The sequence below is a fragment of the Pseudomonas sp. MF6776 genome (genome assembly GCF_016613125.1).
Lineage (GTDB): Bacteria > Pseudomonadota > Gammaproteobacteria > Pseudomonadales > Pseudomonadaceae > Aquipseudomonas > Aquipseudomonas iridis.
In genome coordinates, this window is sequence record NZ_JAENSQ010000015.1 from 73,953 (window position 1) to 96,296 (window position 22,344).

Genomic DNA, 22,344 nt, shown 5'->3' on the forward strand with positions numbered 1-22,344 from the left:
AACGCCGTTGAAATATTTCTGCTGTGGATGACGCCGCAGACTGCGCGGCGTTCTCGGCGCATTTAAAACAGGCTGAGCGGTACATTCGCCACCAGACGGAACTCGTCGTAACTGCCGTCGATCTGCCCGCCACTCGCGCGGTGGTTATAGACGATGCTGCGCAGTACCGTGTTTTTCAGGGTGCCAGACTGCACCACGTAGGCGAGCATCAAGCCATTTTCGTTGTGCTTGGCACCCTCCAGCCCGCGCACGTTGTAGCCAGTGTTGCGTCCGTCGCGGTCGCCGCTGTAGTGGGTGCCATCAATGCCCCAGCCCTTGGCGTGCCACAAGCTGGTGGTCAGGCCCGGCACGCCGTAGCTGGCGAGGTCGAAGTCATAGCGCAGCTGCCAGGACTTTTCGTTCGGGCCGTTGTAGTCCGAGTACAGCGAGTTGGCCATGTAGTTGCCTGTGGACTCCCACACGTAGTCGAAATATTCGTCGCCGAACACCTGCTGCCACGCCGTAGTCAGAGCGTGCGCGCCATGGGCGGCGGTGATTGCCAGGCTGTAGGCGTGGTTGTCGATGAAGCCCAGGTTTTGTTCACCCTGATCGCGCGTGCGGTAGTAGTTGAGGCTGGTTTTCAGCGCGAGGTTGGCGCGATCCCCCGTAACGTGAGTCGCGCCCAGATAGTATTGCTGCCACATGTCCTCGAACCGCGAGCCATAAGCGCTCAATGTCAGACCGTAGGGCGCTTTGGCTGTCGCGCCGAGATAGCTGATACGTGAACCGCTGTAGGCGCGATTGCCGAAGGTGGTAGTCAGGCGTTCGCTGCCGGTGCCGGTACGCGGGATGGCGCGCTCGAAGCTGCCCGCTTGCAGCGCCAGCCAGTCGAGTTCGTTGCTGTTCAGGCCAATGCCCTGAAAGGTCGACGGCAAGGCACGATTGTCCTTGTAGCGCAGGATCGGGTTTTCCGTGAGCATCCGCCCGGCCTTGAGTTCGGTGCTCGACACTCGCAGTTTCACGTCGCCGACACCCAGACGACTCCAGCTCGGGACCGCGTCGCCATCGCTGTCGACCAGCACCCGGTCACCCCCATTGGCCACCGCACCGTGGCCACGCTCGAGGGTCACTGCGCTGAACAGCGAGGCGTCGACACCAAAGCCCACCCAACCTTCGGTGTAGCCAGAGATGTAATTGAGCATCGCGGTCTGCACCCAGGTGTCGCGCTGGCGCGTGGGCTGTGCGACGCCTGCTTTTTTGATCACCAGGTGGGTACTGCGCCGGGTGTGCTGGTTGGAATAGTAGTGGCGCAAATTCAGGTTGAGGTGGCTGCCATCGATCAGCCCGGTCGCTTGATCCTGTGCTGCGACGGGTTCACCGGCATAAGCAGGCTGGGCGATGAGCAGCATCGGCAGCAACGCCCGACGTACATGTGATTGCATGGAAAAGTGCCTGTAAAAAGAGTGCACGCCGCCCACGCGCCTGGCGTTTGAGCGGCCTGCGACAACTGTCGGGATCAGCGGAGCGGCGCAGACGGCCAGTGTTTGATCGGGCCGCGCCAGCCTTCGTAAGCCTTGGCGCACTGCAACAACCATTGATCGGCAAACCGTGGTGCAACCATTTGCAGGCCGATCGGCATACCCCCGGATGTAAACCCGCAGTTGATCGACAAGCCCGGTTGCTCGCCCATATTCCACGGCAGCGTGAACACGATGTGTTCGAAAGGCTGGCGCGGGTCATTGCCGGGCGAGGGCCATTCAGCGGGAAAACTGCTGACCTGATTGGTCGGCGACAACAGCAAGTCGAAGTTGCCGAACAATTGCGCGCAGCGACGACGGATTTCAAAGGTCTGATTGAAACCTTCGACCGCTTGCACCGCGCTCATCCCGGCCGCCGGTGCTGCCCAGTCCTGAATGTAGGGCAAGACGTTGTCGCGTTGCGCCGTGCTCAAGCTTTGCAGTTGCGACAACTGGCGGGCGCGCCAGAAATCATCGAGGCCGTCGAGCAACTGTCGATCCATCAGCGACCCGATCAAGTCCACCTGCGCGCCATGGGCCTCGAACATTCGCGCGGCATCTCGCACCGCTTCACACACTTCATGTTCAGGCTGGAAGCCGCAGCCGGGGTCGAGCATCAGCCCGATGCGCAGACCCTGCATCGACGGTGCCTGCAGGTTCCAGTCCAGCGCATGCGCCGGCAGGCTGGTAGCGTCGCGTGCATCCGGTAGTGCCAGATAACGCATCATCAGCGCGCAATCATCCACGGTGCGGGTCATCGGTCCCGCGCAACGGCCGGTGTAATAGGGATCAATCGGGATCCGTCCAAGCGTTGGCTTGAACCCCACCAATCCACACCAGCCTGCTGGCAGGCGTACCGAGCCGCCGATGTCGGTGCCGACATGCAGCGGACCATAACCAGCCGCCGCCGCAGCCGCCGCGCCGGAACTCGAGCCGCCGGGGTTTTGCGTGGTGTCCCACGGGTTGCGCGTGATGCCATGGAAACTCGACAGCCCGGACGACAGCATGCCGAAATCCGGCACCGTGGTCTTGCCCAGAATGATCGCCCCGGCTTCACGCAAACGCGCGGCCGGCGGCGCGTCGGCAGACGCCGCGATCAACGTCGTGGCACGCGAGCCTTGGGGGATGCAATCGCCCTCAGTGGCGATCAATTCCTTGAGTGTCACCGGGATGCCGTCGAGCATGCCGCGCGGGGTTCCACGGCTCCAGCGTTCAGTCGACGCGCGCGCCTGATCGAGTACGCGCTGCGGATCGAACGCGTACAGCGCATTGATGCTCGGCTCCCAGCGCTCGATGTGCGCCAGCAGGTGATCGTAGTATTCCAGCGGCGACAACTCAGCACTGGCAAACAAGGCCAGCAGTTGTGCCGCCGACAAGTCATGTAAATCGGTCATCGAATAGCCGTCCGTGCAAACCCATAGTGCGCATGCTGCAAATTGTCTTCCCTAGCGCTCGGCAACCAGCGCATGGCTGGTTTGAACCGTATTGCGCCCACCGAAATACGCAGCGCAGGCAACGCCCACCGCACCCATCACCAGGCTGTACGCCACGCACACCCACGGGCTCCACGGCATCAGCCCGATCAACAACAACGGCGTGGTGCTCGCCCACAGTGCATAGGCAATGTTGTAAGTAAACGAAATGCCCGAGACGCGGATGTGTGCGGGGAACAGACTAACCATCACCGACGGCACCGCGCCGACCACACCACAGCTCAATCCCGCCAGTGCATACGCCAGCCCCAGCCAAGAACCACCACTGATCAGGCAGCCATAAAGCAGAGCCACGCCAACCGGCAGCAGCACGCTGTACAACATGACTGTGCGCCAGGCGCCGAGCCGGTCGACGATCAACCCGGCAATCACACAACCGATATTCAGGAAGACAATACCGAGGCTGCTCAGGGCGAATGTATGGCTGGGGCTCATGCCGAAGCTTTTTTGCATGACCGTCGGGGTGATCACCACCAGCACCACCACTGCCGAAGTCAGCACGCAGGTCAGAATCATCGCCGGCAACAACATGTGCCGATGCTCGCGCATCACGGTGCGCAACGGCAGTTCGGCGTCAGCCTCACGGCGCGCCTGCAAAGCCATGAACACCGGCGTCTCGCTCAGCCAGCGACGCAGCCAGACACCGATCACGCCGAACAATCCGCCGAGCAGAAACGGAAAGCGCCACGCGTAATCAAGAATTTCGGCAGGGGTGAATATTTGCGCCAGCAGGGTCGCGGTCAGCGCCCCGAGCAAATAGCCAAAGGTCAGTCCGGCTTGCAGGAAACCCAGCGCATAACCGCGATGACCCGCCGGTGCGTGCTCGGCGACGAACACCCAGGCACTGGGCACTTCCCCACCGACTGCGGCGCCTTGCAACACACGCAGCAGCAACAGCAGCAACGGTGCGAAGTAACCAATCTGAGCGTAGGTCGGCATGATGCCGATCAGCAGGCAGGGCAACGCCATCATCAGGATGCTCAGGCTGAACACGCGCTTGCGCCCCAACTGATCGGCGAAGTGCGCCATCAGAATTCCGCCGAGCGGTCGTGCCAGATAGCCAGTGACAAAAATGCCGAAGCTCTGCAGCAATCTCAGCCACTCCGGCATCTCTGGCGGAAAGAACAGCTGACTGAGTGTCAGTGCGAAAAACACGAAGATGATGAAGTCGTAGATTTCCAGTGCGCCACCGAGGGCGGCAAGGCCCAAGGTCTTGTAGTCAGACCTGGAAAACCGATGGGATCGCGAACCGGTCAGGGCAGTCATGGGCAAACTCTGAATTGACAGATATAGAGAACGACGCCTGCCAACGAGGGCCCGAACGAACTGCCCCCAGGTGCGCCAATTGATCAATTTCAACAGCGCGATATCGTCCACGCAAAAGGCCATGCGAACAACAAAACCGAGGCTCTGTGCTGCTTTTTAGCCGAAATCTGTACATTGAGTTTTCTTCCGATTAAACAATAATCAGGCCTCCCTAACTCCCTGAATATCTGGCCCATCATGGAAGAAATTACAAGTAACTTCGCCGATTTTGCTAATCCAGACATAGAATCCATTGCCATCATCCGGGGACGTGTCCTACAGGCATTGCAACAGTTTTTGCTCGAACGCGACTTCAAACAGTTGATGCCGATCCTGATGTCGCCAATCACTGATCCGTTGAATCACGCGGTGTATCCCGCTGAACTGCAATATGAAGAACGGCGCCTGAAACTGACCGCCAGCATGATCTTCCACAAGCAGTTGGCGCTGACCGCCAAGGGCCACGACAAGATCTTTATTGTCGCGCCGAACATCCGTCTGGAAAAACCCGAGATCAAGGATTCCGACAACCACTTGCTGGAGTTCTCGCAGTTCGATTTCGAGATCCGCAACGGTGACATGCATCAGGTCATGGCCCTCATCGAAGGCCTGATCAAGCATGTGTTCAGCGAGGTCAATCAGCACTGCGCCGCCGAATTGTCCCAGCTCGGCCGGCAACTGCCGCACTTCGCCACAGCGTTCCCTATCTACAGCTCCGACGCGTTGCGCGCCGAGCATGGCGACGACTTCGAGAAGATCATGTCGGCCAAAGCGCACACGCCGTTTTTCGTCACCAACTACCGTCGCGAGTTCTATGATCGCGAAACCCCGGGCAAGCGCGGCACTTACAACAACTACGACCTGATCTATCCCGATGGCTATGGCGAAGCCCTGTCCGGCGCGGAGCGTGAGTTCGAGTACGAGCAGATCGTTTACCGCATGAACGAGCTGTCGATGGACCTGCAGCCGTTCGCCAACTACCTGGAAGTCGCCCGGCGCGGCTTGCTGCACCCGAGCGCCGGTGGCGGTCTGGGCATCGAGCGTCTGCTCAAGTTCATCTGTGGCAAGCGACGCATCCGCGATGTGGCGCTGTTCGACCGCACGGTCGGTACCAGCTTCCTGTTCTGATCCGGACCTGACTCGCAAGGCCTGCTCCGCTCTCGCGGCGGCAGGCTTGGCCATGGAGAAACACAATGTCTGCACTGCGTATTCACTGGTGCTCGCCGCTCGATAGCGGTCAGCAAAAGGCCTCGGAAAAATACGACACCGGCGCCCTCGACTTCGCCGGGATCGTCGATTTCGCCAAGGAAGCCGATGAGCTGGGTATCGACTCGCTGTTGATGGGCATCAGCTACCACATGCCCGATCCGCTGCCGATGATTGGCGCGCTGGTGCGTGAGACCGATCGCGTCAAATTCATTCTGGCTTACCGTCCGGGGCTGGTGCCGCCGACCCTGTTCACGCAGATCGTCAACACCGTGTCGTGGATGTCGGACAAGCGTATCTCGCTGAACCTGGTCGCCGGCATTTCCCCGGACGAGCAAGCCTATTACGGCGACTTCGTAGCGCACGACGGACGCTATGAGCGCACCGGCGAATTCCTCGACATCCTCAATCGGTTCTGGAGCGGCGAATCACCGCTGACCTACCACGGCAAGCACTACCGCATCGAAAAAGCCCAGCTCGGGTTGCCGTTCAAGGACGCCGAGCGTCCGCGCATTTATCTCAGCGGCGCCTCGGACGTTGCCCAGCAGATCGCCATCCAGCACAGCGATTGCTGGCTGCGTTACGGCGATACGCCGCAAGGAATTGCCGAGGCCGCCCGCACGGTTTTGCAGTCCGGTTGCTCGGTGGGAATTCGCATGCACGTACTCGCCCGCGAAACCCGCGCCGAAGCGCTGGCCGCGGTCGAGAGCATGATGGAAAACCCGGACGAACAGCATCGCGAATGGGTGCGTGAGTTCGTCGGACGCTGCGATTCTGAAGCGGTGAAAACCTCGTTCCGCCTTGCCGACAAAGCTGAACACGACTGGCTGTCGCCGATGCTCTGGTCGGGTGCCGTGGCCTATCGTGGCGGTCCGGCATTGTGCGTGGTCGGCAGCTATCAGGAAGTCGCCGAATACTTGTTCGAATACAAGAAAGTCGGCGTCAGCGAGTTCATTTTCTCTGGCTGGCCAACCCGCGACGAAATGCGCCGTTTCTGCAAATACGTGCTGCCTTATCTGCGCGAGCTGGAAACCGTCTGGGACCGCGAGCATGCATGACATCAGCAGCGCTGCACGCAATAGCGCGATTCGCTGGTTTGGTGCCGGGTTGCTGTGTGCCTTGCTGGCGGAGCAGACCGTGCTGTTTGCCGTGCCGTTGATGATTTTCCAGCTCACCGGCAACGTGCGCTATTCCGGTGTCGCGTTTGCACTGGAGTGGCTGCCGGCACTGATTGCCTATCCGTTCGCCGGGTTGCTGGCTGACCGGTTTGGCGGGCGCCTGCTGTTTCGCGGCGCCAATACTGCGCGGGGACTGAGCCTCGCCGTGACACTGGGGATCTGCTGGTATCAGCCGCAATGGATGATCTGGGCGTTGATCGGCAACGGCATCGTATTGTCGGTGCTGATGGCGCCGGTGCGCATGGCGGTTGAAAAAAGCGTGCCGCTGATCGCCGGCCCTGAACGCCTTGCCCACTGTCAGTCGCTGGTGCAAAACATGGAGCTGCTGGCAATGGCGCTGGGCCCGGCACTCGCCGCCGGGTTGGCGATGTATGCCGACAAGCGCTGGCTGCTGGGGCTGGCGGCAGTCGCACTGTTTGCTGCGGCGCTGTTCTGGAGAGGCTTGCCGACGGCGCGCTCCGTCAGTCGCCCGACCAGCGTGTTCAAGGATCTCGCGCTCGGCTGGCGCCTGTTGCTTGGCAACCCGCCAGTGCTGTCGCTGGCCGGGCTGAATTTCAGCATCAATCTGGCATTCGCTGCCGTGCTCAGCGCCAACGCGTTCGTCATCAGCGGCGTGTTCAGCGCCGCCGACGGCGTGTTTGGTCTGATGAATGCAGGGGCCGGCGCGCTGGGTCTGTTGAACTTCATTCTGGTGCCGCGACTGTTGGCGCGCATGTCGATTTATCGACTCGGTGCACTGGGTTTTGCCTTGCTGTGTCTGGGCCTGATCTGCATGGGTGTGGCCAGCGGTGTGTTGCTGTATGCCCTGAGTTTCCTGCTGGCAATGGCCGGATGCGCGCTGTTCAACGTGTTCAACCGCACGCAGCGGATCAAGGCGATCGAGAGCGCTCATCTGGGCAAAGTCATGGGGCCGTTTTATCTGGTCAACCTGCTCTCTTATCCGCTGGGTGGCTTGCTCACCGCCAGCGTCGGCCACGTCTACGGCGTGCAGGTGCTGATTCTGGTGCTGGCACTCGTGCTGACCGTGCCCGGCACTCTGCTGTTTATTTTGACCACCCGGCGGTTTCGCCTCGCCCTCGAAGGTCCATCGCTCGCCATGGAGGCATCCCAATGAAAACTCTGCCGCACTGTCTGCTCGCCACCGTCGAGTCCGACTCGCACATGTGGAATCTGGTGTACCTGCAACTGTGGCTGGGCGAGCACGGTTTGAACGTGAAGAACCTCGGCAGCTGCACGCCGGTGGGCACGGTGCTCAGTGCATTGCAACAGCGCCCCACGCAGTTGCTGGTGGTCAGCAGCGTCAATGGCCACGGCTACTCGCAAGGCCTTGAGCTGATTCGCCAGGTGCGCCGGCTACACCCGCACCTGCCCTGCGTGATCGGCGGCAAGCTGACCACTTCCGAAGATGAAACCCTGGCAGTCCGGCAATCTTTGATCGATGCCGGTTACAACCAGGTGTTCGTCGGCCCCGACGCTATCGACACCTTCAGCCGCTATCTGGGATCGGTGCACGCACAGCCCGACGCCGACTCCGTACTCGCCAACAGCGTGGCGTCCTGGGGCTGAACCCCCGACCACGGCTGACTTCGCCCATTCAAAGGATTACCACGATGCACATCGTTATCGTCAACCGCTGGCCGCGCTTTCGTGATGGGCGCCGCTGGGACAACGAACTGACTCGCTACGAAGATTTCTTCGACCATCAACAACACCGGATCAGCTACGTGGTCGATGCACTCGGCGCCGACGGCGTACTCGCCCCGGCGCAGCATATCGCTCATCAGGTACAGGTCGCTGACGTCAACCAATACGAGCAACTGCTCGGCGCGGTGCAGGAAGTCATCGAACGCGTCGGCCCCGTCGATCAGTTGATTGCCCTCTCCGAGTTCACCCTGGAAATCGCTGCGCGCGTGCGCCAGACCCTGAACATTCCCGGTCACGGTCCGGACGAAGTGGCGGTTTACCGCGACAAGGCACGCATGAAGGAAATCCTGCAAAACCAAGGCCTGCCGGTGCCGCCGTTTGCGCGTTGCGAGTCGGTGCAACAGGCCGTGGATTTCGCCCGGGAAATCGGTTTCCCGCTGATCGTAAAACCGGTGGACGGTGCCGCGAGCATGGGCGTGGAAAAGGTCGAAAACGAGACCGCCCTGCGCACGCTGCTCAATAGCATCGACCTATCGCGCTATGAGATCGAAGGCTTCATGCACGGCCAGACCTACCACATCGACGGCTTCGTCGATGTCGACGGCAGCGTGCCGTTTCAGGTGGTGTCGCGTTATATCAACAGTTGCCTGGATTTCGCCAAGGCGCAGCCGCTGGGTTCGGTGATCGTCCAGGCATCGGCCCTGCGCGCGCGAATCGAGGCTTTCAGCCAACAGATCATGCGTGCCCTCGATCTGCGCTGCACGGCGTTCCACCTGGAAATTTTCGTCGAACCGGACGACTCGCTGGTGTTCCTCGAAATCGGTGCGCGGGTCGGCGGCAGCGAAGTCCCGCACCTGATCAACAAAGTGTTCGGGGTCAATCTCTACGAGCATTGGTTGCGCCGCCTCGCCGGCGATCAAGTGCCGGTGCCCGCCGTCAGCCACGACCCAAGCGGCGGCTGGCTGGTGATCCCGAAACCCGCGGCCCTGCCGTGCCGGGTAGTGCAAGCCGATTCGTTGCGCGAAACCGTGCCCAATCTGTGGCGCGAATTGCTGCCCGAGCCGGGGCAGATTCTCGAGGCCGGCGGCAGCTACGACGCCCTGCACAGCGGACGCTTCATTTTTGTCGGCGGCAGCGAAGTGGCCACTGAAAACGATATCCGCCACACCACTCAGGCATTCCAATTTCGGGCTGAACCGGTATGAACTCCACCACTTCCCAAACCTTGAACGACGAACCCCTGCTAGGTCAGCTCAACCACTATTTGCGCGCCGACGAACGTCGCGCCGTGGCTATCCTCGGCGAGCGTCTGATTGACGCTGCGGGTGGTCTCGACGGGCTGACCGGCTACAAATTGATGGTCGCTTACGGCGGCGGCAAAGACAGCTCGTACACCGTAGCCATGCTGCGCGCCACGCAGTTACAGCTGTCGATCCTGCATGGCCGCACCTTTCAGTTGCGCATCGCCAACATGCGCCATGCCGGCGTACCGGATGCGGTGATGGCCAACATTGATCGGGTCTACCGCGCGCTGCACCTGTTCGATGATCCGCGGGTAGAAATGCTGGTGGTCGATCACCGCCAGATTCGCCCGTTCGAACGGCATCTGCCGTTCCCCGACGATGTACAGGCGATGAACCGTTTCGACGTATTGATGAACGGCCACCGCACCGCTGGCGACGGTCGCCCGACCTTCTGCAACAGCTGCAACCTCGCCGTGGCGGATTTCTATGGTCGCGCCGCGTGGTGGCAGGGCGGCGTCGATGCAGTGGTCACCGGTGATTCGCGCAAAGAGCAGAAGCACTATTTCACCTGGATCATGCGTCTGGCGCAGCGTCTCGGGCTGGATGTCGAAGAATGCCGCAGGCAGGGCTTTCGCGGGTTGCTGCAAGCGCTGGATGGCGTGGCCCAGAGCTATTTCATCGAACTGTTCGGCGAAGGCTTCGATCAGCAACGCGAGGAACGACGCGTCGCCTGCGGTGACGACAACGCCGATCCAGCGTTCATCAGCATTTACGATCTGGTCAGCTACAAGGTCGAGGATCATTGGGAACTGATCACCGAATTCCTCGATTTTCGCTTCGAAGAACTGGCATTCAGCTTCACCGAATCCGATTGCGCCAACCCGATGTTGATGGCGCACTTTCGCGGGCTCAAGGCCGAGTACGTGCAAGGTCGCAGCTACAACCAGGGGATTGCCGAATACCTGGAGCTGGCACAGGCGCTCATGCGCAAGAAAGAAATGCCCCAGCGCCTGATCGATCTGGCCATGTCGGCCTATGTCGATGCGCAGGGCATGCAGGCGCGTCGCACGCTCGCCGAGCGCTTCGCCGAGCAGGCGTTCGGACTCAATGAAATGCAATTGGTGTGTATGCAGTTTGCGCCGTTCGTTGATCGTGGCCGCGAGTTCTCCAGCTTCGTCGGGCTATGCCATCCGCAGCGTCTGGCCGATCTCGAAAATCTGCACCGGGTGCTCGCTGGCGAGCATAACGATCCGGCCCTCGGTCAGTGGCTGAGCGAGGTCAGCGGCCTGCCGCTGCCGGCGTTGCGCAGTCTGTATGCGCATCAACGCATCGATTTCGACAGCGACGTCACGCTGATCGCGCGGGTGCGCGCCGGTGATCCGCACAAGGGGCGCATCAGTCGCTACGACCCGGCGACCGGTGAAACCGTGGTTGAACTGGTCTCGGGACGCTAAGCATGACGGCGTTCAACGGCGGCCATTTTCAACAGTTCATCGAGCGCGCCCGCGCCCGCGATGAGCTGGTGGTGCAACCGCGCATGGGTTTTGGCGCACTCAGCCAGATGCGCGCGGGGCTGGCGAGCGTCGCCGCCCTGCCCTGCGCGGCCATCGGCACCATCACGCTCGACAGCTATACCCGGGTCGGCGATTACCAGAGTGCTTTGCAGTGCCTGAACAGTTCGGCGCCGATGAACGGGTTTCCGATCATCAGCCATCCAATCGAAGCGGTGCGCGGCATGCTCGCCGGACTGTACAGCGCGGAGTTCCCGATTCAGATCCGCCACGGCACGGCCAAACCGCAGAACGTTTTTCAGCGCTTGGCAGCATTGGGTCTGGACGCCACGGAGGGCGGCCCGGTGTCGTACTGCATGCCCTACAGCCGTCTGCCGTTGGCCGAGGCGGTCAGTGCCTGGGCGCAGAGCTGTCAGGTGCTGGCGGGCGCGACCGAGCATGCGCATATCGAGAGTTTCGGCGGCTGTCTGTTGGGGCAGTTGTGCCCGCCCTCGCTGCTTATCGCCATGACCTTGCTGGAAGCCCTGTTTTTCCGTCAGCACGGGGTGCGCAGCGTCTCGTTGAGCTACGCCCAAGGCACGTCGATGGAACAGGATTTCGGCGCGTTGCAGGCATTGCGCGAATTGGCCGCCCGGTATCTCGACGGCGATCATTGGCATGTCGTGGTGTATTCGTACATGGGCGTGTTCCCGACCTCCAGCCACGGCGCGCGGCGTTTGATTTGCGACAGTGCGCGGCTGACCAAGGCTGCAGGTTGCGAGCGGTTGATCGTCAAGACCATCGCCGAATCGCGGCAGATTCCCTCGGTCGAGGACAACCTTGATGCCTTGCGCATGGCCGCCGAAGTCGCCGCCGGCGACCTCCCGACGATTGACGCGGGCAGCGCCGGCTATTACCAGCAAACGCTGTTCGAAGCGCGGCGACTGGTGGAGACCGTACTCAATCTGCACGCCGACATCGGCGTGGCACTGGTGCAGGCCTTCGCGCGCGGCTTGCTCGACATTCCCTACTGCCTGCACCCGGACAACCCGGGGCGCGCCACCACCCGTATCGACGATCAAGGCGCGCTGCGCTGGGGCAACACCGGCAGTTTGCCGTTGCCTCGCAGCAGTGGCTGGTCAGTGGACGGCCCCGGCATCAGCTCGTCCGAGCTGTTTCAGATGTTGCATTACACGGTGAACCGTTATGACCAACCCTTGCATTGATTCCAGCGCCGCGCCGTTGATTCTGGTCGACGCTTATTCGACCGGCGCCCTGCTGGCCCGCTCACTGGCCGGACAGCGGCCTCTGCTCCATGTGCGTTCACGCGCGCACATGCCGGCCGCATTTGCCGCGAGCTGCCCGAAAGAATTGTTCATCGAGGACTTCAGCGTCGCCGAAGAAGGCCTTGAAGCATTGTTGCTGAAACTCGCCGCCTATCACCCGGCCGCCGTGCTGACTGGCAGCGAATTCGGCGTAGAACTGGCGGACTTGCTGGCCGCACGCCTGGGCCTGCCCGGCAATAATCCGGCGACCTCCGCCGCGCGTCGCGACAAGTCATTGATGGCTGAACGCGTGGCCGAGGCCGGGTTGCCGGTGGCGGCACAGTTGCGCACCAGCTCGCTGGAGCGGGCGCTGGTCTGGTTCAAGGCCCGCGGCGGCGAAACGGTAGTGGCCAAACCGCTGGACAGTGCCGGCTCGGACAACGTGTTCATCTGCCACGATGCGCTGCAGCTGGAAGCAGCCATCGAGTCGATCCTCGGCGCCACCAATCTGATGATGCTCAACAATAAAGCGGTACTGCTGCAGGAATACCTGACAGGCGCCGAATACGTGATCAACACCGTCAGCCACGCGGGCGAGCACTGGATAACCGACGTTTGGAAATGCTCGAAGACCTTCGCCGCCGACGGCCGCAAGATCTATGACCGCGAGGACCTGCTGCCGGCGGACGCCCGCGAGCTGCCGCAACTGATTGAGTATGTGCAAGGCGTGCTCGACGCGTTGGGGATCGTGCATGGCCCGGCGCACACCGAGTTGATCCTGACCGGCAATGGCCCGCGCCTGCTGGAAACCGGTGCACGCCTGTCCGGACTGGCCTGTCCGCCCGCCCTGCACGCGGCCACCGGCAACGATCAGGTGGCCCTGACCTGCCTCAGTTATCTGGACCCGGCGCGTCTGGCGCAGTGGCCAAAACGTTATCAGCTGTTGCAACACGCGCGGGGAATGAACCTGATCGCTCACCGCCACGGGCTGTTTGCGCAGGAGCATGTGCGCCAGCGCCTGGAAGCCTTGCCGAGTTTTCACAACGCCAGGTTCCGCTTCGCCGAAGGGGCAAGGATTGCCCCCACCGTAGACCTGAACAGCTCACCGGCTGCAGTGTTTCTGCTGCACCCACAGAGCGAACGCATCGACGCTGATTACGACGCATGGCGTGGATGGGAAAGGGATTGGTTGTAATCACTGACGCCCCGACCACGGGGCTTAACAAGGAAGAGAGCCATGAGCCTGCATACCCGAACCAAACGACTTACCGTTCCTCAATTGGTCGCGATGAAGGGGCAACAGAAAATTGTCTCCCTGACTGCCTATACGAGCTGGATGGCCAGACTGATGGACCCCGTTGTCGACTTCATCCTGGTGGGTGATTCGACCAACATGGTCGGACTTGGCCGCAGCTCAACGCTCGACATGAGCCTAGAGGAAACCATCGTTTTCACCCGCGCTGTGGTCAGCAGCACCCAACTGGCCTGCGTGATTGCCGACATGCCGTTTGGCAGTTATCAGGAATCGCCGCAGCAGGCCTACCGCAACTGCGCGCAGGTGATGGCGCGCACCGGTTGCGATGCGGTCAAGCTCGAAGGCGGCGCGGTGTTCGCCGAAACCGTGGAGTTTCTGGTCAAACGCGGCATCCCGGTGATGGCCCATGTCGGCCTGATGCCGCAGTACGTCAACACCATGGGTGGCTTCAAGGCCCAGGGCATGAATGAAGCAGGCGCCATGAACCTCGAAGCCGATGCGCGCGCCCATATTGAGGCCGGAGCGTTCGGTCTGTTGCTCGAAGGCGTGGCCGAAGGCGTGGCGCGCCGGATCAGCGATTTTTCACCCGTGCCGACCATCGGCATCGGTGCTTCACCGGCGTGCGATGGTCAGGTGCTGGTGACCGAGGACATGCTAGGGCTGGGGGGTGATCACGTACCGCGCTTCGTCAAGCAATACACCGATGTTGGCGCGCAGATCCGCGTGGCGTGCGAGGCGTTCGCCGACGAAGTCCGCGCGGGCACATTCCCCGAACTCCGGCATTGCTATGGCATCAACTGAGCGCCAGCCATCGACCCTTCATCCTGAATGGCCTGAGTCAGCATTTTCAGCGCGTGGGTGATGTCCTTGCTCCAGTCGATGGTGTAGCTCAGGCGCAAATGATGCCGCCACGCCCCCTGCTGGCTGAAGATTTCGCCGGGAGCAATCACGATGCGTTTGGCCAACAAGCGCTCAAATACCCGGCGCATGTTCACCGGGCGCGTGGCCTCGATCCAGAACGCCGCGCCGCCCTGCGGGGCGACAATGCGTAACTGACCCTCCGTGTGTTCGTGCAGCATGGCTTTCATGCGCTGCATGCGGTCGATCAGCATGCTGCGCAACATCTGCGTGTGTTGGTCGATGCGCCGTGTGGTGTAGAGCTTGGCAATCGCTTTTTGCCGAATCGGCGACAAACGAAAGGCTCGCTCCAGAAACAGCCGATGCAGCTCGGGTCCTTGAAAGCGACTGAGCACAAAGCCATACGGCGCCTCCGAACCGATGATCTTGTCGAACGTGGAAAACACCAGCAGCCGTTCCGGGTCGGCAAAGTCACGGTAGCGCGCGGCTGCAGGAACGAAGCTGAATTCGCCATAGCAGTCATTTTCGAACAGCCAGATGCGCCGCTCCGCCAGCCAGCGGCAGATCACTTGCTTGTCCTCGGCAGGCATCAGACTGCCGTGGGGAATGTTCACGGTGGAGGACAACACCGCCAGAGCGATGGGTTCTCTCTGCAACAACGCCTGGACTTTGAGCAAGTCAAAGCGGCCATCGTCATCCAGCGGCACCTCGATGACGCGGATTTTCGCCGCGTGCAGTTGCCGCAAAATCGCCCACGAACACGGCGATTCCACCAGCGCCACAGTGCCGGTCAACTTCAACGCCTCAAGGGACAAATCAAGCACACTGCGCAGATCGGAACCGATGTAAACGTGTTCGGCACGCCAGTAGCAACGCGTCGAACGGGTATAACGATCGGCCAGTACACTGCGCAATTCGGTTTCGCCGAACGGTTGATACAGCGGCGCATGCGAGCGCGGGTACTGGCGCGTCAGTTCGCGTTCGGTCATCAACAACGGGTTTTCCAGCGACAGCAGCATGGCCGGGGCATCACTGCTCAGCGCCAGCATTCCCGGTTGCCGAGCGTTGGAGAACACGTTGTCGAGCAGGTTCGGCGAACCTTCGTTGAGCAGCGCCGATGGCATGGCGCGGGTGTAGTAGCCAAGCTTCGGCCGAGCGTAGATACGCCCTTGGTCTTCCAGCAGGGAATAGGCGTATTTGGTCGTGGACACTGAGACATTCAAGCGCTGCGCCAATTGTCGCAACGACGGCAGCTTCTGTTCTCCCTCAGGGCTCGCGGCTTCGATCAGTTCGACGAGATAGCGGTAAACGGCCTGATAGGCAAATGTCGAATCTTTATTTGGGTTCATGCTCAATCGCTTTAAATCCTGGTGCGTTAGGTACTGCGCTTGCCACGCGCGGTCGGAACCACGGGGGAAACACTTGCACTCGGCCATCCATGCCAACGCTCGGGCATCGAACGGATGCCCGCAGTTTTAAAACATCATCAGCAATGGACGTTGCGAAGGGGTGAAGTCGTTATCTGGGACCTGCGGGTTGTTCCGCAAGTTTCCCGCTGGATGAATCACGCGTGTCATCCATAGGGTAAGCGCCCTGCCCGGCGTCGACCGTCAGGAACAGCGCCGATAGTGCTCGCTTTCATCGGCCGATGCCAAGGGTAACCGCGCATCCCGGACGGAACGCGCAGCTGGCCAGCCCCTATCAGCGATGGTAACGCCGCACCGCACTGCTGTTGCGCAGCACATGGCCTTTGATTTTTTCCATCAGTTCGGCTCGGGTCAAACCGGCAGGCAAGGCATCCGGGGCCAGATCCAGGGCGTAGAGCTGGATGATGTAGTGATGCGCGCTGTCGCCCACCGGTGGGCACGGTCCCATGTAATGAGTGTTGCCCTTGCTGTTGGTGCCGCCGACGCCTTCGAAAGCGGATTTGGCGCCGACACCTGCGGCAATCTGGTGAGTCGTGGATTTGATGCCGTAGTGAATCCAGTGATCGACGCCCAGGCCTTTCTGGCCGTCCGGGTCGTGCATGACAATCGCGTAGCTCAGGGTCCCGGCAGGGCCGGCGTTCCAGCTCAGCGCCGGTGACTGGTTCTTGCCGCCGCAACCGGCCGCATCACTGGCCGCTGCCGAAGTGAACAGACGGTTATCGGACACACCCGGGATGCTGAGAGTGAAGCGCTCCTGGGCATGCGCCGGAAACTGCACGCAAAGGGCGACGGCAATGGCCGCCAGCCAAGGGTTGAGAGAGGTCAATCGGGTCATTCCGGGAGCACCTTGTGCAGTTGGGCCGTCGTCGGCTTGCAAACTATAGCTGTACCGTTCGTGCCTTGGCAGTAGCAAATGGCTGAACCTCGCACTGCGCTGCAAACTCGAAAGAGAAATCCCCGCGAGGAAGCCGAACATGTCTCTGCACCGTGTCGCCCGTTTCGCCGATGTTCCTGAAGATCGTGGTCTGGAAGTGAAAATCGGCGACTGCAAGATTGTGTTGCTGCGTGCCGCCGGCGAATTACGAGCGTTTCAGGGTGAATGCCCGCATGCCGGCGCGCCTTTGGCTGACGGCGCGTTGTGTCACGGGCGGCTGATCTGCCCGTGGCACAAGGCAGCCTTTCGCGCTGAAGACGGTGCGTTGTGCGAACCGCCCGCTCTCGACAGCCTCAAGCGTTACCCGCTGGAGGTGCGCGGCGATGAGGTTTGGGTGGATGACCAGCCGATCGCCGATCCGCACATCCCGCCGGCTGACGATACACGCACGTTCGTGATTGTCGGTGCCGGTGCGGCAGGTACTGCGTGCGCGGCGGCGCTGCGGGAAAAGGGTTTCGGCGGGCGCATCAAAATGATCGACCGCGAACCTGACGCCGGTTACGACCGCACGGTGCTGAGCAAATTTGTCCTCGCCGGGGAAATGTCGCCGGAAGAAACCCCACCGCTGCGCGATGAAGATTTTTATAAAGAGCAGCGCATCGAGCGCATTCAAGGCGAAATCAGTTCGCTCGACGCCGCAGCAAAAACCCTTCACCTGCGCGATGGCCAAACCGTGAATTACGATGCAGCCGTGCTGGCGACCGGCGGCGAGCCCAATCCATTGGAGTTGCCCGGCGCGGATCTGCCGCAGGTGTTCCTCCTGCGCTCAAAAGCCCAGGCCGAACAGATCATGAACGCCGCCGCACCCGATCAGCGCGCAGTGATCATCGGCGACAGTTTCATTGCCCTCGAATGTGCCTCGGCCCTGCGCCAGCATGGTCTCGACGTCACCGTCCTCGCTCGCCACGCGGTCCCTTTCGCCGCTCAGTTCGGCGACGCTGTGGGAAAAGCCATCCGCGCCTTGCACGAAGAAAACGGCGTGAAGTTCGTCACCGAGTATGAGGCGCAGGAGATCACCGGCAGCGGTAAGGTCGAGGCAGTGTTGCTCGACAATGGTTTGCGGCTTTCGGCGGATCTGGTGGTGGCCGGCGTCGGTGTGCATCCGGCCACAGAAGCTTTCGCGTCATTGCCCAGGGAAAAGGATCAATCACTGCGTGTTGACGACGGTATGCGGGTGGCTGAAGGTCTATGGGCGATTGGCGATATCGCCACGTTTCCGTTGAGAGGCCAGCCACTGCGCATCGAGCACTGGCGCCTGGCCCAACAACACGCGCGAATCGCCGCCGCAAACATGCTCGGTGGCAATGAGCACTACTTGGATGTGCCGTTTTTCTGGACGTGGCACTTCGGCAAGAACTACGAATATCTCGGCCATACCGAGCAATGGGATGAGGTCGAATTCATGGGTGAACCCGAGCAGCCGCCCTTCATCGGCCTGTTCGGCAAAAACGGTATCGTTGTCGCGGCAGTGGCCTGCGAAAAAGAACGGGCGATGGCGATGCTGGCCGAGCGCATGAAGCAGCCGCTATCCATTGAAGAGGCGTGGCAATTGATCCGCGAGTAAACACGATCCCTGTAGGAGCTGCCGCAAGCTGCGATCTTTTGACGTTAAAAGATCCAAAGATCGCAGCCTGCGACAGCTCCTACAGGGGCTTCAGTTCATTTAGCGGGTCAGCGGCTCACGATTATCGTCGTCTTCGGCGTGCAAAAAGATCACTCGAGGATGCTCCAGCGGTGCCAGTGGCGATGGCAACTGCGCTTGTGTCATTGGCCAGAAATGCGTCACCACATGACTGATGTCACCTTCCTGATCGTTGTGGATGGTCATCACCCCGGGCGTGCGCAGCTTCTGCAGACTGTCATCGCAAAGTTTGAAACTCTTGCTCAGCCCTGCATCGTCGATCACCGGTGACGGCAAACGACGCTGAGCGAAGCTTCTGCTTTTGCGCTGTTGATAACGCGCCCATGCAATCAGGATCACGGCGTTGACCACAGCGATCCACAGGTAAATCTGCAACGTGCCCAGCGCATCGAACGCCGAGCTGTCGATGCGCGGCGCACCGGCGTGGGTTTCTAGCAGCGGCCATAGCCCGCGCATCAGCAAAAGCAGCAGACCGACCCAGGCCACCACCGTGAGGATAACGTCGATCACGACCAGGATTGGCCGCTGGCGAGTCCTGATGATTTTCATTTGATGACTTCCTCTTCGTCGTCGCCGATCGGTTTGATGCCCCGATCAGGGCTGACCCAACGCGCACGTTTTTGATGCTGGCCGAACAGCACCTTGGGGAAACTGACCAGCGTGGTCAGCAGACTGATCAACCAGAACACCAACGGGTACCAGATCACCCAGAACATCGTGCGGCCCAGCCCCGGTTCATAGCGGCGGTCGATGACGATGCTGACCGCAAACTGCACCAGACACACAAACGCCAGCAGCAACCCGGTAAATGCCGGCGGCATCAGGTGGTCCACCGCGATGGCTTCTGGCATGACCACAAATTTGCCGACGCCCCAGAAGATCACCGACAGCAGGAAGGTGAACGCCCAACCGGTCGACAGGCAGTATTCGAACAGCAGCGGCCACAGGTAACGGTGGCGGTATTGCCAGATGCCGCGAATGTTTTTGAACAGCACTTCGGCGCCGCCCTGTGCCCAGCGCAACCGCTGCTTCCACAGGCCGCCGAGGGTTTCCGGCATCAGAATCCAGCACAGGGCGCGGGGCTCGTAGAAGATGCTCCAGTGATCGAGTTGCAGTTTCCAGCTGATGTCGATGTCTTCGGTGATCATGTCCGGGCTCCAGTAGCCCACCCGGTTCAGCGCCGTGCGGCGGAACGCGACGATTACGCCGGACACGGTGAAGATCCGTCCGAACACGCGCTGAGTGCGTTTGATCAGTCCGATGATCGATGAGAACTCGCCGACCTGCACCCGCCCGACCAGCGTCGAACGCGTACGGATCCGCGGATTGCCGGTCACCGCGCCAAGGCGTGCGTTATCGAGCATCGGCGCCACCAGATAGGCCGCCGTGTTCGGCGCCAGCAGCGCATCGCCGTCGATGCACACCAGATACTCACTGCGCGCGGCAATCGCGCCCATACGCAGGGCCACAGCCTTGCCCTGGTTTTCCGCCAGGTGCAGGACCCGCAGCCGTGGGTCTTCCTTGGCCAGCCGGTCGAGCACTTCGGCGGTGTTGTCCTTGGAGCCGTCGTTGATCGCAATGACTTCGATGTTCGGGTAATGCTGGGCCAGCGCCGCATGGATGGTGTCGGCGGCGTTTTCGCCTTCGTTGTAGCAAGGGATCAGGATCGAGATCAGCGGCTCGCCTTCCAGTGACGGCGGCAGCGTGTCGTCCTTCCACGGCCAGTGCCGCTCCCAGTGCAGCCAGAAATACAGGCCACCGGCAATCCACAAGCCAGACATGAACAACGGGTAGAAAAACACGAAGTCCATCAGGAACTGCCCGGTGACCAGGAAGATCAGCCCCAGCGGTACGCCGAGGACGAGCGCCAGAACAAGCAGGGCTAACAGTCTATCCAGCATGTCATGGGTTCCATTTGTTGGAGAGTGCAGGCCTTACGGTTTTCAGGTCCGGCAGGTTGTCGAGGAAGTTGTCCGGGTAGTAGCCAAAACTCGTCGCGCCCTGACGCTTGAGGCGGCCCATCCAGTCCGCCAGATGCGCGCCATCGATGTCGGCCTGATCCTTTTTCGTCCAGTCGCGGGCCTGCAATTCGAATACCGTGCGGTTCAGCGCGCCGGGGCGTTTGCTGACGGTTTGCACCAGCTTTTCCAGCCATGGGCCAGACTGTTCCTGAGTCTGTTTTTCCATCAGCGGCATGGCCATCGGCGCCGTCCAGTCGTAGGTCGCGAGGAAGTCATCGAGGTTCTGTGCGTACCATTCTTCACTGTGTGGATTGAGCATCGGCTCGGCGAAGATGTTGCGCGCGGTCTGCACTTGCGGCCCTCGGATGGCGCGGACTTTGGCGGTGAGGTCGTTGGTGAAATCGATCAGGTAACGACTCTTGAAGCGCGTCCAGCGCTGCATCGCCGCCGGGTCATCACGCAGTGCCGCGATCGAACCCGGCAAGCCGTTTGCGGCGTATACCTTCAATGCTTGCGGGCCGGCGTCTTCGAAGTCCGAGAACACGGCATCGTCGTGGTAAAGGATGCCGTCGACCGAAGTCAGGCGCGCCACGTCTTCGTAGATTTCACCGATAATCCGCCGTACTTCCGGATCGAACGGCGACAGGCGTTTGTACTGATCAGGAGCAACCGAGGTGGTACCGGTTTCCGGGTTCCAGCTCATCACACGCGGCAATTTCGAATCGAGAGCAAAACTCAGCACCGGCATCCAGGCGAAGACTTTCACGTGAGCACGGGTGCGCAGTTGCCAGGCCACACGGTCGAAAATATCCGCACGCACCGGCAAGTGGCGGTTAGGGAAGTACAGCGAGTGCACCAGACCGTCGCCCTGCGGATCGGCGAAGGCTTGCAGGAATACGGTGTTGGCACCCATGTCGGCCATGCGCTGCACCAGTTTGCCGAGGTTGATGTCCTGCTGCACCGGGTCCGGATCGTAGACGTTGTCCAGATCCACGTGCACCACGCGCATGGCGAAATCCGACTGCACCGAGACAACGCTGTTGGCGAAATGCGTGCCGTCAGGATCGGAGGCGACGAGGAAGCGCGGGCTGCTCATCAGGTTGTCGAGGGCGTCGAGACCGTCGTCGAGGGTCAGGGCCATTTCATAGCCCTCCTCGCCCACCACTGTCAGCGAAGTGCCGTCCGCCGTGCCGTATGGCCAAACCCAGACCCGCGGTTTGTAACCGGTGGCCTTGCGGATTTTTTCCGAGATATTGCTGACGTCAGTGCGAATCCGCGCCCGGAAATCGGCCTCGGATTCATAGCGTTTGGTCAGCGGATCGTAGCGTCGGGTCGCGGCGGCAGGCTGCAGGTTGCCCTGCGGGTTAGCGAGAATGCCCTTGTGGTTGGCATCGGTGTGGGCGGCGATTTCCACCAGCCCGGATCTGGAGATCTCGCGTACCTGCTCCCAGGTCAGGAAGTCGGAGCGCGCTCGCGGCGTACCGGCAAAATCCACTGGCTGGTTGAGCGGCGTGTCGATCCAGGTGCCGACCGGCGCCAGCAACGCGTGCCAGTTATAGGCGCGCAACACTGGCAGCACGCGGGTGTAGAAGCTTGAATAACCATCGTCGAAACTGAGCAGGATCGCCTTCGGCGGCAACTCAGGTCCGCCCTTGCGTGCGGCCATGATCTGGTCGACCGTGACCGGTTTGTAGTTGTTCTCCCGCAGCCATGCGAGCTGTTCGATCATGCGCTCGGTGCGCACCGCCACCACGGCCTGGTCGGGATCAAGATCTTCGACATCGTGATAAGCAATGCCGAGCACGTGATTCTTCGGCCACGGTTTTTCACTGGCCGCCACCGGGCGCTCGGAAGGCGGCGTGAAGGCCGGGGCTTGCTGGGCGCAAGCGCTGACCAGCAGCGCTCCCAGCAGAAGGATGAAACGCGAAATAAAAGGCATCTTCAAA

18 protein-coding genes are annotated in these 22,344 nt (G+C 61.2%); 10 read left to right on the forward strand and 8 right to left on the reverse strand.

What is annotated here, in order from left to right; all coding sequences use genetic code 11:
• Positions 1 to 62: 62 nt before the first annotated feature.
• From JJD74_RS18170 to JJD74_RS18180, 3 genes are all read right to left on the reverse strand, one after another.
• Positions 63 to 1,421, reverse strand: a complete 1,359-nt coding sequence (locus tag JJD74_RS18170) for an OprD family outer membrane porin (RefSeq protein ID WP_080963878.1) — start codon at positions 1,419 to 1,421, stop codon at positions 63 to 65.
• Positions 1,422 to 1,495: 74 nt separating this feature from the next.
• The gene (locus JJD74_RS18175) at positions 1,496 to 2,890 is read right to left on the reverse strand and encodes an amidase (RefSeq protein WP_200616401.1); all 1,395 of its coding nucleotides are present in this window, start codon (positions 2,888 to 2,890) and stop codon (positions 1,496 to 1,498) included.
• Positions 2,891 to 2,941: 51 nt separating this feature from the next.
• Positions 2,942 to 4,255, reverse strand: a complete 1,314-nt coding sequence (locus JJD74_RS18180; protein WP_200616403.1) for an MFS transporter — start codon at positions 4,253 to 4,255, stop codon at positions 2,942 to 2,944.
• Positions 4,256 to 4,492: 237 nt separating this feature from the next.
• Here JJD74_RS18180 and JJD74_RS18185 point away from each other — a divergent pair, with 237 nt between their 5' ends.
• The 9 genes from JJD74_RS18185 to panB all read left to right on the forward strand — a co-directional run bounded on the left by JJD74_RS18185 (position 4,493) and on the right by panB (position 14,377).
• A complete protein-coding gene (locus JJD74_RS18185) occupies positions 4,493 to 5,422 on the forward strand; it encodes an asparagine synthetase A (protein WP_200616405.1) in 930 nt (309 codons plus the stop codon).
• 65 nt (positions 5,423 to 5,487) lie between these two features.
• Positions 5,488 to 6,558 (forward strand): LLM class flavin-dependent oxidoreductase, encoded by a 1,071-nt coding sequence (locus JJD74_RS18190; protein ID WP_047299258.1) that lies wholly within the window; start codon positions 5,488 to 5,490, stop codon positions 6,556 to 6,558.
• Positions 6,551 to 7,792 (forward strand): MFS transporter, encoded by a 1,242-nt coding sequence (locus JJD74_RS18195; RefSeq protein ID WP_200616408.1) that lies wholly within the window; start codon positions 6,551 to 6,553, stop codon positions 7,790 to 7,792. Before JJD74_RS18190 ends, JJD74_RS18195 begins: the two co-directional genes overlap by 8 nt.
• Entirely contained in the window at positions 7,789 to 8,244 is a 456-nt protein-coding gene (locus JJD74_RS18200; RefSeq protein WP_200616410.1) for a cobalamin B12-binding domain-containing protein, read from the forward strand. The genes JJD74_RS18195 and JJD74_RS18200 overlap by 4 nt, the downstream gene beginning before the upstream one ends.
• 44 nt (positions 8,245 to 8,288) lie before the next feature.
• Positions 8,289 to 9,527 (forward strand): ATP-grasp domain-containing protein, encoded by a 1,239-nt coding sequence (locus JJD74_RS18205; RefSeq protein WP_200616412.1) that lies wholly within the window; start codon positions 8,289 to 8,291, stop codon positions 9,525 to 9,527.
• A complete protein-coding gene (locus tag JJD74_RS18210) occupies positions 9,524 to 11,020 on the forward strand; it encodes a hypothetical protein (protein WP_200616414.1) in 1,497 nt (498 codons plus the stop codon). The genes JJD74_RS18205 and JJD74_RS18210 overlap by 4 nt, the downstream gene beginning before the upstream one ends.
• 2 nt (positions 11,021 to 11,022) lie before the next feature.
• Positions 11,023 to 12,282, forward strand: a complete 1,260-nt coding sequence (locus JJD74_RS18215) for a methylaspartate mutase (protein ID WP_042557056.1) — start codon at positions 11,023 to 11,025, stop codon at positions 12,280 to 12,282.
• A complete protein-coding gene (locus JJD74_RS18220) occupies positions 12,263 to 13,516 on the forward strand; it encodes an ATP-grasp domain-containing protein (RefSeq protein WP_042557055.1) in 1,254 nt (417 codons plus the stop codon). The genes JJD74_RS18215 and JJD74_RS18220 overlap by 20 nt, the downstream gene beginning before the upstream one ends.
• 42 nt (positions 13,517 to 13,558) lie before the next feature.
• Complete coding sequence (gene panB / locus JJD74_RS18225; protein ID WP_200616418.1) at positions 13,559 to 14,377, forward strand: 3-methyl-2-oxobutanoate hydroxymethyltransferase; 819 nt, start codon at positions 13,559 to 13,561, stop codon at positions 14,375 to 14,377.
• Here the strand turns inward: panB and JJD74_RS18230 are convergent.
• Both JJD74_RS18230 and JJD74_RS18235 read right to left on the reverse strand, forming a co-directional pair.
• Positions 14,362 to 15,783: an aminotransferase-like domain-containing protein gene (locus tag JJD74_RS18230; protein WP_200616421.1), complete on the reverse strand. Its 1,422-nt coding sequence runs from the start codon at positions 15,781 to 15,783 to the stop codon at positions 14,362 to 14,364. The genes panB and JJD74_RS18230 overlap by 16 nt on opposite strands.
• 352 nt (positions 15,784 to 16,135) lie before the next feature.
• On the reverse strand, positions 16,136 to 16,696 hold the full coding sequence (locus JJD74_RS18235) for a YbhB/YbcL family Raf kinase inhibitor-like protein (RefSeq protein WP_200616423.1): 561 nt from the start codon (positions 16,694 to 16,696) through the stop codon (positions 16,136 to 16,138).
• A gap of 139 nt (positions 16,697 to 16,835) precedes the next feature.
• Between JJD74_RS18235 and JJD74_RS18240 the strand changes: the two genes are divergently transcribed.
• Entirely contained in the window at positions 16,836 to 18,359 is a 1,524-nt protein-coding gene (locus tag JJD74_RS18240; RefSeq protein ID WP_200616425.1) for an FAD-dependent oxidoreductase, read from the forward strand.
• A gap of 99 nt (positions 18,360 to 18,458) precedes the next feature.
• Here JJD74_RS18240 and pgaD read toward each other — a convergent pair whose 3' ends face one another.
• Genes pgaD through pgaB form a run of 3 tightly spaced genes read right to left on the reverse strand, consistent with a single transcriptional unit; the run spans position 18,459 to position 22,337 of the window.
• Positions 18,459 to 18,986, reverse strand: coding sequence for a poly-beta-1,6-N-acetyl-D-glucosamine biosynthesis protein PgaD (pgaD, locus tag JJD74_RS18245; protein WP_042557050.1), 528 nt, complete (start codon positions 18,984 to 18,986; stop codon positions 18,459 to 18,461).
• Positions 18,983 to 20,338 (reverse strand): poly-beta-1,6-N-acetyl-D-glucosamine synthase, encoded by a 1,356-nt coding sequence (gene pgaC / locus JJD74_RS18250; protein WP_200616428.1) that lies wholly within the window; start codon positions 20,336 to 20,338, stop codon positions 18,983 to 18,985. Before pgaC ends, pgaD begins: the two co-directional genes overlap by 4 nt.
• 1 nt (position 20,339) lies before the next feature.
• The gene (gene pgaB, locus JJD74_RS18255; RefSeq protein ID WP_047299249.1) at positions 20,340 to 22,337 is read right to left on the reverse strand and encodes a poly-beta-1,6-N-acetyl-D-glucosamine N-deacetylase PgaB; all 1,998 of its coding nucleotides are present in this window, start codon (positions 22,335 to 22,337) and stop codon (positions 20,340 to 20,342) included.
• Positions 22,338 to 22,344: the final 7 nt, after the last annotated feature.

What these genes read in the sequence shown, in the direction of transcription:
- JJD74_RS18200 (WP_200616410.1), top strand. Translation starts at nt 7,789, where the DNA reads ATGAAAACTCTGCCGCACTGTCTGCTCGCCACCGTCGAGTCCGACTCG.
- JJD74_RS18170 (WP_080963878.1), bottom strand. Translation starts at nt 1,421, where the DNA reads ATGCAATCACATGTACGTCGGGCGTTGCTGCCGATGCTGCTCATCGCC.
- panB (WP_200616418.1), top strand. Translation starts at nt 13,559, where the DNA reads ATGAGCCTGCATACCCGAACCAAACGACTTACCGTTCCTCAATTGGTC.
- JJD74_RS18185 (WP_200616405.1), top strand. Translation starts at nt 4,493, where the DNA reads ATGGAAGAAATTACAAGTAACTTCGCCGATTTTGCTAATCCAGACATA.
- pgaC (WP_200616428.1), bottom strand. Translation starts at nt 20,338, where the DNA reads ATGCTGGATAGACTGTTAGCCCTGCTTGTTCTGGCGCTCGTCCTCGGC.
- pgaB (WP_047299249.1), bottom strand. Translation starts at nt 22,337, where the DNA reads ATGCCTTTTATTTCGCGTTTCATCCTTCTGCTGGGAGCGCTGCTGGTC.
- JJD74_RS18215 (WP_042557056.1), top strand. Translation starts at nt 11,023, where the DNA reads ATGACGGCGTTCAACGGCGGCCATTTTCAACAGTTCATCGAGCGCGCC.
- JJD74_RS18220 (WP_042557055.1), top strand. Translation starts at nt 12,263, where the DNA reads ATGACCAACCCTTGCATTGATTCCAGCGCCGCGCCGTTGATTCTGGTC.
- JJD74_RS18240 (WP_200616425.1), top strand. Translation starts at nt 16,836, where the DNA reads ATGTCTCTGCACCGTGTCGCCCGTTTCGCCGATGTTCCTGAAGATCGT.
- pgaD (WP_042557050.1), bottom strand. Translation starts at nt 18,986, where the DNA reads ATGAAAATCATCAGGACTCGCCAGCGGCCAATCCTGGTCGTGATCGAC.
- JJD74_RS18235 (WP_200616423.1), bottom strand. Translation starts at nt 16,696, where the DNA reads ATGACCCGATTGACCTCTCTCAACCCTTGGCTGGCGGCCATTGCCGTC.
- JJD74_RS18230 (WP_200616421.1), bottom strand. Translation starts at nt 15,783, where the DNA reads ATGAACCCAAATAAAGATTCGACATTTGCCTATCAGGCCGTTTACCGC.
- JJD74_RS18195 (WP_200616408.1), top strand. Translation starts at nt 6,551, where the DNA reads ATGCATGACATCAGCAGCGCTGCACGCAATAGCGCGATTCGCTGGTTT.
- JJD74_RS18180 (WP_200616403.1), bottom strand. Translation starts at nt 4,255, where the DNA reads ATGACTGCCCTGACCGGTTCGCGATCCCATCGGTTTTCCAGGTCTGAC.
- JJD74_RS18175 (WP_200616401.1), bottom strand. Translation starts at nt 2,890, where the DNA reads ATGACCGATTTACATGACTTGTCGGCGGCACAACTGCTGGCCTTGTTT.
- JJD74_RS18210 (WP_200616414.1), top strand. Translation starts at nt 9,524, where the DNA reads ATGAACTCCACCACTTCCCAAACCTTGAACGACGAACCCCTGCTAGGT.
- JJD74_RS18190 (WP_047299258.1), top strand. Translation starts at nt 5,488, where the DNA reads ATGTCTGCACTGCGTATTCACTGGTGCTCGCCGCTCGATAGCGGTCAG.
- JJD74_RS18205 (WP_200616412.1), top strand. Translation starts at nt 8,289, where the DNA reads ATGCACATCGTTATCGTCAACCGCTGGCCGCGCTTTCGTGATGGGCGC.